General features: G+C 41.2%; 9 protein-coding genes. 5 read left to right on the plus strand and 4 right to left on the minus strand.

Annotation, left to right across the window (positions count from 1 at the left end; all coding sequences use genetic code 11):
• Positions 1–200: 200 nt before the first annotated feature.
• Both trmD and QZ576_RS14120 read left to right on the plus strand, forming a co-directional pair.
• A complete protein-coding gene (trmD, locus tag QZ576_RS14115) occupies positions 201–893 on the plus strand; it encodes a tRNA (guanosine(37)-N1)-methyltransferase TrmD (protein ID WP_297098266.1) in 693 nt (230 codons plus the stop codon).
• 3 nt (positions 894–896) lie between these two features.
• Positions 897–1,526 carry a M14 family zinc carboxypeptidase gene (locus QZ576_RS14120; protein ID WP_297098268.1) on the plus strand — a complete coding sequence of 210 codons (630 nt, stop codon included), beginning with the start codon at positions 897–899 and terminating at the stop codon, positions 1,524–1,526.
• A gap of 53 nt (positions 1,527–1,579) precedes the next feature.
• Here the strand turns inward: QZ576_RS14120 and QZ576_RS14125 are convergent, their stop codons facing one another.
• Positions 1,580–4,429: a PD-(D/E)XK nuclease family protein gene (locus QZ576_RS14125; protein ID WP_297098269.1), complete on the minus strand. Its 2,850-nt coding sequence runs from the start codon at positions 4,427–4,429 to the stop codon at positions 1,580–1,582.
• Between the two features lie 128 nt (positions 4,430–4,557).
• Between QZ576_RS14125 and ggt the strand changes: the two genes are divergently transcribed.
• The 3 genes from ggt (at position 4,558) to QZ576_RS14140 (ending at position 11,505) form a co-directional block, all read left to right on the plus strand.
• Positions 4,558–6,243, plus strand: coding sequence for a gamma-glutamyltransferase (gene ggt, locus QZ576_RS14130; RefSeq protein WP_297098271.1), 1,686 nt, complete (start codon positions 4,558–4,560; stop codon positions 6,241–6,243).
• Positions 6,244–6,852: 609 nt separating this feature from the next.
• On the plus strand, positions 6,853–9,912 hold the full coding sequence (locus tag QZ576_RS14135; protein ID WP_297098273.1) for a SusC/RagA family TonB-linked outer membrane protein: 3,060 nt from the start codon (positions 6,853–6,855) through the stop codon (positions 9,910–9,912).
• Between the two features lie 12 nt (positions 9,913–9,924).
• Positions 9,925–11,505, plus strand: coding sequence for a SusD/RagB family nutrient-binding outer membrane lipoprotein (locus QZ576_RS14140; RefSeq protein ID WP_297098275.1), 1,581 nt, complete (start codon positions 9,925–9,927; stop codon positions 11,503–11,505).
• Between the two features lie 300 nt (positions 11,506–11,805).
• On the opposite strand, the gene QZ576_RS14145 is transcribed toward QZ576_RS14140, so the two are convergent.
• From QZ576_RS14145 to QZ576_RS14155, 3 genes are all read right to left on the minus strand, one after another.
• The gene (locus tag QZ576_RS14145; RefSeq protein ID WP_297098277.1) at positions 11,806–12,339 is read right to left on the minus strand and encodes a hypothetical protein; all 534 of its coding nucleotides are present in this window, start codon (positions 12,337–12,339) and stop codon (positions 11,806–11,808) included.
• Complete coding sequence (locus QZ576_RS14150) at positions 12,336–12,848, minus strand: RNA polymerase sigma factor (protein ID WP_297098280.1); 513 nt, start codon at positions 12,846–12,848, stop codon at positions 12,336–12,338. Before QZ576_RS14150 ends, QZ576_RS14145 begins: the two co-directional genes overlap by 4 nt.
• A 345-nt stretch (positions 12,849–13,193) precedes the next feature.
• Positions 13,194–13,808, minus strand: a complete 615-nt coding sequence (locus QZ576_RS14155) for a DUF4386 domain-containing protein (RefSeq protein ID WP_297098282.1) — start codon at positions 13,806–13,808, stop codon at positions 13,194–13,196.
• Positions 13,809–13,886: the final 78 nt, after the last annotated feature.

The raw sequence follows: 13,886 nt of genomic DNA on the forward strand, positions 1-13,886 counted from the left end.
CTGCATGCCATAAATCAATTCCTGTTCCAATAAACTTTTCCTCCTGATTTTGTCGTTTTCGCTCCTTAAAACTATGCCATATTGGCCGTTTTGCGGTTTTCTCCCTGCATATATGTCACACCTCGTGGTTTAATGGAGATATAACCAAAAACAATCAAAGCTGAAAATATTGTTACCTTTGGCGCAAAATTTTTCCAGAAATGAGGATCGATATCATAACAGTTTTGCCGGAAATTATTGAAAGTCCGTTCAGTCATTCAATCATTAAACGGGCGCAGGATAAAGGACTGGCAGAAATCCATATTCATAATCTACGCGATTTTTCGGAAGACAAACACCGACGTGTTGACGACTATTCGTTTGGCAAGGGTGCCGGCATGGTAATGGCCATTCAACCCATTGAAAAAGCCATTGAAACCTTAAAAGCCGAACGCGATTATGATGAGATAATTTTCACTACACCCGACGGAGGAGTTTTTGATCAGCAGGAAGCCAATAAACTCTCGTTAAAGAAAAATTTGATCATTCTTTGCGGACATTATAAAGGAATCGATCAGCGAATTCGGGATACATATATTACAAAAGAAATATCGGTTGGCGATTTTGTGCTAACCGGCGGCGAACTTGCTGCGGCGATTATAACCGATGCCGTTGTTCGCCTATTGCCAGGGGTGCTTTCCGACGAAACCTCTGCCCTCACCGATTCGTTCCAGGATCACCTGTTAAGTCCGCCGGTTTATACCCGTCCGGCTGAGTACAAAGGAATGAAAGTGCCCGAAGTTTTGCTTAGCGGTAACGATAAACTGGTTGATGACTGGAAACATGAACAGGCCATTGAAAGAACAAAAACATTGCGTCCCGACTTGTACAAAAAGTATTTAGGAGAAGATTAATTTATGCCAAACACAACACCATTCAACACGATTGAAGTTATTAAAAGAGCCTCGAACCATACTGAAGCTAAAAACATTCTGATAATTGGCGTTTTTCATGGGGAGGAACCTCAGGGAGAATATGTAATCAACAGATATCTTGAAAACGGGATTCTTTCTGACACTAAGAATCATTTGTTTTTTATTCCCTGTTTAAATCACTGGGGAAAAGAGCGCGGCGTTCGTGTAAATCAAAATGGTGTGGATTTAAACCGAAACTACCCAACAAAAAATTGGATCGAAACAGATAAAGACGAAAACTATTCGGGGCAAAACCCTGCTTCGGAAATCGTAACCCAGCAAATGATCGATTTACTGGAAGAAGTAAAACCTGATATAATACTTACGCTTCATGCACCATTAAAATGTGTGAATTATGATGGTCCGGCAAAAGATCTGGCGGAGAAAATCTCTGAATTTTGTGACTATCCTGTAATCGCTGATTTAGGTTACCCTACTCCGGGATCGTTTGGCACTTACTGCGGAGTTGAGCGCAATATTCCAACCATTACATTGGAGTATGACGACAAAGAAGATTACGAAAGCATTTACAATAAAACGGAAAAGATTTTTGACTGGCTGGCCTCTTTTTAGTTAGCAGTCTCAGTAGACAGTTATCAGTTTAGGTTACTTCCAACTTCGAGACTTTAAAACCTCCTGCAGATACCACGATAGGCGCAGTACTCGCACTTTTTATCGTGTTCGGTTTGTGCAAATTCATTGTCTTCTGAAAAGATTTCGGAAACCAAACCGGCCAACTCGCCTTCAAATTCTTCAGCAACTTCGTCAAAGAAAAAGTCTTTGTAATTCATTTTCACTGCCGCGGTAAAATTCTCGGAAAACAAACTGCGCAACGGGTAAATAGCCGCCTGAATTTCTGCTGCATTGGTTTCTGTTGCCAATCCCCACGAATAAATCAAAGCCTGCAAAATCTCCTTTTTGGGCTCTTTTGCGTCTCTTTCAAACAACTCATCAACCGTTTTAAACCGGGTCGTTTTCACATTTCCAGTTTTATAGTCGAGCACCCGGGTTACGCCTTCAGTCCGATCAACCCTGTCGATCATACCTCCAACACATATCTTTTTATCACCGGCATTTATCCAACGTTTGTAGCGCTGCTCCAGGCTAACTACCGTAAAAGGTGCCAGATCCTTATCAATTTTTAAAAGCTGTCGTAAATAGGTTATGGCATTCTCGAAAATCAGCAAAGTTTTGCCTTCCAGCTTTATTTCGCCTTTTAACGGAAGTTTCTTTTTCAAATAGTGTACAGCAATTTGTTTGGTCACCTCGTTCTCCAGCCACACACGGTCTTTCTGGATTTTTTCGATATTTTCTTTTTCTACCACACGACCAACAAACGGTTTGTACAGCTCCTCGAGTGTATCGTGAAAAATATTACCGAAAACAACACCGTCAATTTCTTCTTTCACTTCCTCCGGCTCCGGTAAGCGCACAACATACTGATAGTAAAATTTCAACCTGCAATTCAGGTAAGTATTAATAGCACTTGGCGAAAGCGGGTGATCTTCCGAATTATTGGCCAGCAATTTCGCCACAATTTCTTTCGAACTTTTTATACGAATTTCCTCAACAGGATCATTCGAAAACGAAAAATCGAGGTTCAACATCGAAGGTTTATGCACCGAATCGTATTGCAACTGATAACCATAACGACTTAACTCACCTGTTCCGATGCCTTCTTTCACCACACTATAGGTGGCTGTAATATTTTTTGCGCGCTGAATTAGTCGATAGAAATAATAGGCATACATGGCATCCTGCTCGTCAATTCCCGGCAACCCAAATCCCAAACGGATATTAAAAGGAATAAATGACGGTGCTGTGAATTTTCGCGGCCATTTATTTTCGTTCAATCCTAAAATGATCAGGTTTTCAAAATCAAGACAGCGGGTTTCCAGAATTCCCATTACCTGCATTCCACTCAGCGGTTCGCCTTCAAAAGCTACTGAAACCTGTCCTAAATACTGCGAAAACAGCCTAAAATAAACGGCTTCGCTTATTTCGCGTTGCTGCTCACTAAGTACATCATCAACAACAGCCTTTAGCTTTTCAATGGCTTGATAAATGGAATAGATCAGCTCCAAAAGCATCGCATTGTCAATTTCCGCATCTTTTAAATGACCATAAAATGCAGCAAGCACATTTAAGAAGTACGAACTGTAATCCGCAGTTTTTTCCGGCAGCGTAAATATTTGTTTGTGCAACGGCGAGAAGTCAATTTCGGCAAGTGGCACAGTAATTCGGTTGTAATTTTTTAAATGGTTAATGTACGCTTTACAAGCTTCATTCGCAGTGTCGCCCAATAATTGATGATTCAACACATCAGTTACATACCGATAATAAGCCACAAAATTATCACCTTCTTTTCGTTTGTTTTTCAGCAGCGTTACCAGCAACATTAAAAAGCCGTAAACCACCGAATTTCGCACCGAATATCCCATAGTAACATTTACCTTGTCGATATTCGCCGGCACCGCCCCCATTGCTGAAAACAGTAAACTTTCGTCGGCCAACACAATTGCCGTATTGTCGAACTCTTTTTTGTATGACTTTTTCGTTTCATCCAGAAAATTAGGTACCTGCTGCGCCTGGCCAAAAACCGAAGAAACAGCAACCATCTTCATGTTTTTCCGATGGTTAAATTGCGTAGTATCCAAATCAAAACCGTCAGGCTGCGGAAATTCCAGGAGGTTTGTTCGCAGAAAATGGCCGGCTTCATTTTGCTGATCGTTCAAATATGATTCATCGTAATCCCATAAAAACTCAGCCTTTCCCAAACGTTGTAAGTGCTTAAAAAAACGTTTCTCGCAGGCATTCAAGGCATTCAAACCTACGATATAATATTTTTTGTACGGAAAACTCTTATTTTCATCATCCAGATTTTCTGCCACTTCCCGGTCTTGCATTCCCGGATAAGCCAGTTGTTTTTCAGCCAGCTGCTTTTTAAAATCCTGATAAACGGGATACAACTTATCCCATATCGATATGTATTTTTCCTTGAATCCCTTTTTGTCTACAACGGCCATACTTCCCCAAAACTGCTCCAGCGCTTTTTTCTGCTCGTCGGTGAGGTAGTCAAACACTGATTCAATTTCTTTCAGATCAGAAACATTGGTGAACAGATCTTTGGCATTTACCAGGTAACGATCAATATCGTTAAAATCAGCCAGCAGAATTTCACCCCAAAAGTAGAACTCATCAAAGGTTTCAGTGGTTTTGGTGTGCTTCAGAAACACATCGTAGAGCAACGAAATCAGCTGCAGCTTCTCGCCTTTTTGCATGGACGAATACGACGCCATTAACTCATTTATCGTCGTTGTATTGGGGCCAATTGCCGCACCATCAACCGTTTTCTGCAGATAATGCGTAAAAAATACACCGGCTCTGCGGTTAGGAAAAACCACACACAGATCTTTTAACTCGTTTTGATGTTTTTGATAAATAAATTTAGCGCATTGCGAGAGAAATCGTTCCATACTTCATTTCAAAGTTCAGGGTTTAAAGTTCATAGTTTAGCCTGAATAAACAAGAATTTGATGCAATAAAATTTTCTTAAATTAGAGCTTTCGTAGTAACCTTATAGTATAAATCATTCTTTCACAATATGAAAAAAATTGCACTGTCACTTTTCTCAATCGTTTTAGCCTTCCAAGTCTTTGCACAAGATCGTATAACAGGCCTTACTTTTGCCACACGCAGCGAGGTAATCGCACAAAACGGAATGGCATGTACCAGCCAGCCATTGGCCACACAAGCAGCGCTTGACATACTAAAAGCCGGCGGAAATGCCATTGATGCAGCCATCGCTGCCAACGCTGTTCTGGGGTTAGTAGAACCCACGGGAAATGGCATGGGCGGCGACTTGTTCGCCATAGTTTGGGATGCCAAAACAAAAAAGTTGTATGGCTTAAATGCAAGCGGACGCTCGCCTTACGAGTTGACTCTTGACTATTTTAAAGAAAACGGCTATGAAAAAATTCCGTCGCATGGGCCGCTTCCGGTTTCAGTTCCGGGTTGTGTTGACGGCTGGTTTGAACTCCATAATAAATTTGGCAGCCTGCCAATGAAAGAAGTGTTGTGTCCGGCCATTTCTTATGCTGAAAACGGATTTCCACTAACCGAACTTATTGCATATTACTGGGGACGCAGTGCCTTTTTAAAACAATATCCGGGATTCGAAGAAATATTTATGCCCGATGGCAAAGCGCCTAAAAAAGGTGAAGTTTTTAAAAATCCTTATTTGGCAAACACATTTAAACTGATTGCAGAACAAGGCCGCGATGTTTTTTACGAAGGTGAAATCGCCGAAAAAATTGTAGAATATATACGCGAACAAGGTGGATTTTTAAGCATGAAAGACTTTGAAGACCATCATTCGGAATGGGTGGAGCCAATTTCTACCAACTACCGGGGATACGATGTTTGGGAGCTTCCACCAAACGGGCAAGGAACGGCAGTGTTACAGATGTTGAACATCCTGGAGAATTACGATATTGCAAGCATGGGATTTGGTTCACCAGAGTACATGCATCATTTTATTGAAGCGAAAAAACTGGCCTACGAAGACCGTGCGAAATACTATTCCGACATGGATTTCAATGATCTGCCCATTGAAGAACTGATCTCAAAAGAATACGGAAAAGAACGAGCAGCATTAATAAATGAAAATCGTGCAGCCCGCTCCTATCCTGCCGGAGAACTGGAACAAGGGAACACAATCTATCTGACTACTGCTGATAAAGACGGCAACATGGTTTCGCTAATTCAAAGTAATTACCGCGGCATGGGTTCGGGAATGACTCCTGGAAAACTGGGATTTATTCTGCAAGACCGTGGAGAATTGTTTGCTTTGGAAGAAGGCCACATGAATGTTTACGAACCTCACAAACGCCCGTTTCATACAATTATTCCGGCGTTTATAACAAAAGATGACGAACCATACATCAGTTTTGGATTAATGGGCGGCGCTATGCAACCACAAGGCCATGTTCAAATTGTTTGCAACCTGATCGACTTTGGAATGAACCTGCAGGAAGCGGGTGATGCACCGCGTATAAGCCACGATGGATCGAGCCAGCCAACAGGAGAAAAAATGAATGACGGTGGCCGTGTTTCGTTGGAGAGCGGTTTTGAATACCAAACCATTCGCGAGCTAATGGGCAAAGGACACCGAATTGGATATGCACTTGGCCCGTACGGTGGCTACCAGGCCATTATGTGGGATAAAGAGAATAAAGTGTACTACGGCGCATCTGAATCGAGAAAAGACGGGCAGGCAGCCGGCTATTAAAACAGCACAACACTGATAAGAAGATTGTAGTCGGAAAAACGCTACTTCAACAACTTCATAAAAAGCTAATTAGTGAGTACACTAACTAGCTTTTTATATTTTATGGGAAATATGTATTACATATTTAATTTTCATATAAATTATTTATGAAATTAAAATTCACCACATTAATATTCCTCTAACATTTGTTTTACATTTAACTAACATAGTAACCGAATACCTCTACAACCCTCTACTAGCAGTATGTTTCTGATTTTTAGGGCAAAATATAAATACCTGAACATTCAAAATTAAAGCCTCACTACTTTAGACGTCCTGTATTTTATCATATTTATTATTCAATTAAAATTAGTATTTTTATTAACACTTATAATATATAATACAATATGATGTCATTTCTCAATATATTTCACAATATTGCATCATATTATCAATTTTTCAATCTCAGAGCTTGAATATTGACATTATTCAAAACCAAAAGCTATTAAAACAAGAAATCAATAAACAATTAGTTAATCAACAATTTCTAAAAATTCAGAAAGATCAATTCGAAAACACAGGAAATCCAACAGAAAATCAATTTACTTTTTATAACACAAATAATTCTCTATGAAAAGATTCTTATTCACAATCTTCTTGATGAGCGCGGTTACAATATTTGCAACGGCGCAGAAACGCACCATAAATGGTGTCGTGCGAGAACAATCTACCAATGATTTACTCCCCGGAGTAACAGTACTGGAAAAAGGGACTTCAAATGGAACGGTGACGAATGTCGACGGTGAATTTTCCCTTTCTGTGGAACAAGGGGCAACTCTTGTGGTATCTTACATCGGACTTGAATCGAAAGATGTCGTTGTGGGCACCTCTTCTACTCTTGAAGTTTTCCTTGCTCCATCTTCTGAACAGGTTGATGAAGTAGTGGTAACTGCAATGGGTATTCGTAAAGAAACCAAGGCCCTGGGTTATGCCGTTCAGGCAATTGAAGGCGATGAGCTTGTAAAAGTTAAGCAGCCCAACCTGGTAAACTCGTTAAACGGTAAAATTGCCGGTGTTAACGTTACCAACTCAGGTGGTGGTGCAGGTACATCGTCGCAAATTATTATTCGTGGTAGCACCTCACTTTCGGGTGATAACCAACCACTGTTTATTGTAGACGGAATTCCAATCGACAACAGTACAGTAAGTGCTGACTACGGCGCCGGGTTGAGTGCAACTTCAACCTACAGTGGAAACCGTGGTATGGATATCAACTCGGATGATATTGAGTCGATTTCGGTACTTAAAGGCCCTGCTGCTGCTGCATTATACGGTTTGAAAGCAGCTGCCGGAGCGATTGTAATTACCACTAAAAAAGGTGAAGCCGGAACAATGCAGGTAAATGTTAGCTCGAAATTTAAAGTTGACACCTACAACAAATTGCCTGAACAACAAGCCATGTACGGACAAGGTAACGACGGTGCTTTTGATGATGGAACAACATCATCGTGGGGAGCTCCACTTACCGGAACAGTTTACAACAACCTGGAAGATTTCTTTGAGCCAGCATTCTCATACGATGTAACCGGTAGTATTTCGGGTGGTACTGAAAACGGAAGCTACTTTATGTCGGTTCACCGTTTGGATCAGAACGGTATTGTGCCAACTACTGAATATGCAACCAACTCTATTCGTTTTAACGGCGAGCATAAAAAAGGCTGGTTTACAATCGGAATGAATACCAACTATATTTATTCGCAAACTACCAAAACACTTACCGGTTCGGGATTATACGGCTCGGGAGGAACAGGTGCAATGCTTAGTTTGCTGAGATGGCCACGATCGAACGACATGAGCCATTGGATTGAAGGTGGACAACGTGTTCCGCTTCTGCCAAATGTTGATCCGGAAGACGATGTTGACAACCCTTACTGGACAGCACACAAAAATCCGGTAACCGACGATGTACACCGTTTTATCGGATCGGGGTATGTTACTATGCAACCAACAGAATGGTTGAGCGCCACTTACCGTGCGGGTATCGACCATTACAATACCTTCTCACGCAACCTTGTAACTCCTGGTTCTGCAGTGGCTCCTCCATACGACGAAGGTGCTGTAACCGAGTCGCAAAGAGAGAACAACATCCTTACATCAAACTTAACGGTTTCGGCCAACAAAAAAGTTGATGATTTTGATTTAGGTCTGATGTTGGGACACAACTACGAGCAAACAACTTATTTCAGCCAACGCCAAAGTGCAATTGGTTTGCTTTCTGATTTTATGAGCGTAAACAACGCTGACCGCGAAAATAAATCATTCAGCAACTACCAATCGAAAAAGAGATTGTACAGTGCTTTTGGTGAATTTAGTGCCAGCTACAAAAACACAATATTTATGAGTGTTACCGGCCGTAACGACTGGTCGTCAACACTGGCTGAAGAGAACCGTTCGTTCTTCTACCCTTCTGTTAGCGGTAGTTTTGTTTTCTCTGAATTATTCGGCGAAGACCTGAAAGAAACCTTCTCGTTTGGTAAAATTCGCGCTTCGTGGTCGCAAGTTGGTAAAGATGCTCCTGTGTACCAAACAGCAACTTACATCGAAACAGTTAACACAATCGGTGGAGGTTATAACAACAGCTACACCGGCGGTAACCCATACCTGGCTCCTGAAACTACTGAGTCGACTGAACTTGGTTTAGACCTTCGTTTCTTTAACGGCCGCTTGGGTGCCGACTTTACATACTACGATACCCGAAGTAAAGACCAAATCATTTCGCCAAGGGTAAGTATGGCAACCGGTTATATTTTCCAGTATACCAACTTCGGAACCGTTACCAACAAAGGTTTTGAGTTTACCTTAACCGGAAAACCAATCCAGAACCGCAACTGGAACTGGGAAACAACATTAAACATTTCGCATAACAACGGAACTGTATCTGATCTTCCTGAAGGTGTTCAGTTGCTTTACGTAACCGACGTTCAGGTTGGACCTGCAACACCGGCCTCAATTGGCGACGATATTTTCCTTGGTTTAATTGGTACGCGTTGGGAAAGAACCGACGATGGTGAATTGATCCTGGATTCTGACACCGGACGCCCGATTACTTCAACTGATGCAACAAACGTTGTTGGCGACCGTGAACCAGACATGCTTTTTGGTTGGAACAACAGCATTACACATAAAAACTGGAACCTTTCCTTCTTGGTTGATGTAAGAGTTGGTGGCGATGTTTATAACGCTACTGAATATGCGATGACTTACTCAGGAATGAGCAAAATCACCGAAAACCGTGGTGGGACTCAAACCTTTGAAGGAGTGATGATCAACAGCGAAACAGGTGAATACGAACCGGCAACAAGCACTATCACACTTGATCAGGATTACTACCAAAACTACTACACCCGAGAAGCTGAGCCATTTATTACCAGTGTAAACTGGTTCCGTTTGCGTTCTGCATCGTTGAGCTACACTGTGCCTGCAGAGTTTTGCAATCGCATTGGTTTTGTAAAAGGAATTGATCTTTCGTTAACAGGAACCAACTTGCTTCTGTTCACCAACTACGACGGAATGGATCCTGAAGTTAGTGCCGGTGGTTCTGGTGTATTAGGAGCCGGATCATCAGGTATTGATTATGCCGGAGTACCTGCTACTACAAGTGTTTCATTCGGCTTAAATGTTAAGTTTTAAAAAGGATTAGATATGAAGAAGATAACATTAATAATATTGCTTTTTACAGGAGTATTTTTCACCTCTTGCGAATACGACCTCGACATAAACAACTCTCCCAACGCGCCTCAAGAGGCAGGTCCGGAACAGCGCCTTCCATACGTACTGGCCGAAACGGTTGACTTTTACGGTAGCCACGGAACACGTACTGCAAACCTTACTCAGCAGTTAGGTTACGCTTATCGTCCCGGCTACCGCTATTATATGTTTCAGAACTGGCAGTTTGCCAACAATGCTGACGCATGGGTATGGCAGTGTTGGTACGGTTATGCATGGGTAAACATTGAAGAAATGTTGAAAGATGCCGAAGATATTGAAGCATGGCATTATACCGGTGTTGGAAAAATCCTAAAGGCATTTGGAAACGGCTCGTTGGTTGATGCTTATGGTTATATTGCCTACCAGGATGGTATTGCCGGAAACATTCAGCCCGATTACGACGATGCTGAATACGTTTACAGCCAAATTCTTCCGTTAATCGACGAAGGTATTGCTGATCTTCAAAAAGCACAAGGCGAAAATGCCCCTGACCTATCGGTTGGCGATGTAATGTATAATGGCGATGTTGACAAGTGGATTAAGTTTGCCTACGGTGTAAAAGCCCGTTTTATGAGCCACCTGTCGAAAAAAGCTGAAGGAACCGACCTGTTGGCTTACAATCCTGCAGGAATCCTTTCAAATATCTCACAGTCTTTCAGTTCTAATAACGACGATGCAGAATATATTGGTGAAGATGGCGACATTTCAGCAAGATGGTGTATTCAGCGTCAGAATATTGGCAGCTCGAATAAACCCGGTAAATTATGGAAAGACTACCTGATGAATACTGTTGATACTATTAACGGTGCCGGCGAAAGTTGGAACAGCGGCGTGGTTGACCCACGTACGGAAGTGCTGATCCCAAGAATTCTGGAAGGTGAGAATGCAGGCGAATTCTCGTTTGCTGTTGATTTGGGCGAAACAGATCATGCACCCACCACCGACGATGTAAACTATGTTGGAATGCGTTCTTCGGAAGAGAATCCATTGTTTTACACTGAAAAGAATTCACCTTATTTCTTACTTTCTTATTCTGAGTTGAAATTTATTGAAGCAGAGGTTTATTTCCGCCAGGGAAATACTTCAAGCGCTTTGTCATCATATCAAGATGCTATTCAGGCGAACATGGATAAACTGGGAATTCCGGCTGAAGAAAGTGCTGCATTTATGGCAAGCGAAGCTGTTGCTCAAACCGCATCGGAATTGACATTGAGCCACATTATGATGCAAAAATACATTGCATGTACATACAGTCCTGAAGTTTGGACCGATATGCGTCGTTGCGATTACTGTATCGGTCCTGATGGAACATACGACTATGCAGCCGGTGTTTACAAAGGGTTTGATCGTCCGCCGTTTGTATACGAAACTGCATTTCCACAGGATGACGACTACATTCGTCGTTACCAAATGGCTTATTACGAGCGTTATTACAATGCTTCGAAAGTAGAAGCACTGGGCGTTTTTGAAAATGAATATATGACTACACCAGTTTGGTGGGACATTGAAGAATAGTTATTTTAAGTCTAGAGTTAAGCTGTAACGGCTTGCCCGATTCCATTTCGGGCAGGCCGTTTTTTTTATGCCTAAAAAAAATTCCGGAAAGGTAATAATGATAATTACCGAGGTAAGAAGATATATACCCAAGGGTAGAATGATTTTTACCAAGGTAAGAAGAGCTATACCCAAGGGTAACAAGGTTATTACCAAGGGTAGAAAGCTTTTACCCAAGGGTAGAATAATTATTACCAAGGTTCGAAGCCTCCTAACCAAGGTAAGGATGATAATTACCGAAGTAATATTTAAAATTCCCTACTACTGCTCAATCTCCCTGACCAGATCAAGAATCTTATCGCGCAAGGGTTTGTATTTGAAATACCAGATCACAAGCCCAATTATCACTCCAAAGAGTATTGCCCCGAGAAAAAAGACCTGCGAATCGAGCACCGATTTGCCTTCCCTAATCCAGTCGAAAGTTAATCCCACATCCATTAATAGAAGGCCCGGAATAATCCACACTCCCCTTTTCTGAAATGGCTGGTAACGATAGGTGGCTTTTTTCAGCATTTCGAGTGTGGGCAACGAATAATCAACATACTGGTAGTCCTTATAATATTTACGAAAAGTGAGCGCAATGATCAGAAATCCCAATATAAGCGCAACACCGCCAATTAAATCGTTAATGCTCTGCGAATCGGAGTATTGTCGGGCAGTTTTTACAATAAACACAGGTATAAAAATCCAGTAAAATATCTGAATTGCTTTTACAATTGTGGCATACTGTCTGTCTTCCTTTTTCAGTTTCCCGGTTAATTTACTCAGGTTGGTATCGAATTCGTGTGCGGTCATAATTGTTCTCCTTTCAGCTTTTCTTTTAATTGCGATTTAATACGATGAATCTTCACCTTTACATTGGCCTCGGTAATACCAATAACCTCGGCAATCTCTTTCATCGACAGCCCTTCGAGCATCAACGAGATCAATGCTTTATCGATTACCGACAGCTGATTTAGCTCAAGTTGCATTCGATCAAACAGCTTTTCCTCAGCCAGTTTTTGTTTCAGGTTTTCATCATCCAATATCGAATTCAGGTTTGTTGTGTCGCTGTTTACCATCAGTTTCATGTGTCTGAAAGCCTTTCCGGTAAATGTTAATGACGTATTTACAGCCACCCGGTACACCCAGGTACTCATGGCCGAATCGCCCCTGAAACTGTCGAGACTTTTCCAGATATTTACCAGCACTTCCTGGTACATATCTTTCTGGTCTTCGACGTTAGAATTGTAGTACCTGCAAATGTTGCGGATCCGCTCGCCATTGTCAGATACAATCGTTTTAAATTTCTCTTCTTTCGTCACTTTTCAGTGTTTTTTCCTATTTAGTAAAGCTGAAAAAGGATAGTTACATTTTTTCCTGAAAATATTTAAAAAAGATTCAATGAAATAGATTTTCGAGGTTTCAAATCAGAAAGTTAACGCATTAAAAAAGTTGGGTAATAAATTGGTTAATGAGGGAAATAGTGATTGGGTTAATGAGTAATTGTGGGATGATTAAAGAGGCAGCTTCAATATTTTCGTTCTCTACCACAGAGATACACAAAGAAAGCACAGAGTTTCACAGAGAAAAGATTAACGATTTAGAATTACAATTTACCAATTTTGCAATCTAATTCAATCTTTCTCAATCTTAAAATCAATCTAGTTCTATTTCTCCTTTCCGCCTTTAACAAGCAACCAAACCGTAAACGCCATTTCACCAAAAATACTTGGTACAGCAACCAGAGCAAGAAATATTCCGGCAAATTCGGCATAGTTGGGCAAAAGGAAATGTGCAGCAGTATCAACCATATACATTACACCTGCAGCGGTTAGAAATGCTGCGATCCACTTTGGTTTTTTAATAATATTGGAGAGTAAAATTAAGTGTGCGCCAAAAAAGAATAAACCAATCAGCCAGATAATTTCAAATACATTTACCTGGTACAAAATCTCATCTGCCGAATCCAGATTCAAAATAAGAACCAAAGCAAAAACAGCAACTCCCATTATTGCAGCATGCATTAATCGAAAATATGTACTTAATCGTGTAAGCTTATTTTTCCGGTATAACCCAAAAAGTCCCCACGCAACAACTACATCGAACAGTACGGTGATTAAAAAAGCTAAAATGCCAAACCGCACAGACATATGATTGAGTCTGATCGTTCCGAGCGGATTTTGCTTGATCGACTCAAGCATAACAAAATTGGCAAAAATGGCCGCAAAAAATATGATCAGGTAGCTAATTCCGGTAATGATCGAGAGTTTTCTTTTATCCATATCAATTGTTTGTTCCGCAAACGGAGTTTAAATACGGAATAATAACCACAACCGTCTGTCAAATGTTTACAAGCAGCC

Origin of the sequence: uncultured Draconibacterium sp. (genome assembly GCF_913060805.1) — a bacterium.
Classification (GTDB): domain Bacteria; phylum Bacteroidota; class Bacteroidia; order Bacteroidales; family Prolixibacteraceae; genus Draconibacterium.

Excerpts from the sequence above, each read along its gene's own strand:
- QZ576_RS14120 (WP_297098268.1), top strand. The coding sequence starts at position 897 with ATGCCAAACACAACACCATTCAACACGATTGAAGTTATTAAAAGAGCC.
- QZ576_RS14140 (WP_297098275.1), top strand. The coding sequence starts at position 9,925 with ATGAAGAAGATAACATTAATAATATTGCTTTTTACAGGAGTATTTTTC.
- QZ576_RS14125 (WP_297098269.1), bottom strand. The coding sequence starts at position 4,429 with ATGGAACGATTTCTCTCGCAATGCGCTAAATTTATTTATCAAAAACAT.
- trmD (WP_297098266.1), top strand. The coding sequence starts at position 201 with ATGAGGATCGATATCATAACAGTTTTGCCGGAAATTATTGAAAGTCCG.
- QZ576_RS14155 (WP_297098282.1), bottom strand. The coding sequence starts at position 13,808 with ATGGATAAAAGAAAACTCTCGATCATTACCGGAATTAGCTACCTGATC.
- ggt (WP_297098271.1), top strand. The coding sequence starts at position 4,558 with ATGAAAAAAATTGCACTGTCACTTTTCTCAATCGTTTTAGCCTTCCAA.
- QZ576_RS14145 (WP_297098277.1), bottom strand. The coding sequence starts at position 12,339 with ATGACCGCACACGAATTCGATACCAACCTGAGTAAATTAACCGGGAAA.
- QZ576_RS14135 (WP_297098273.1), top strand. The coding sequence starts at position 6,853 with ATGAAAAGATTCTTATTCACAATCTTCTTGATGAGCGCGGTTACAATA.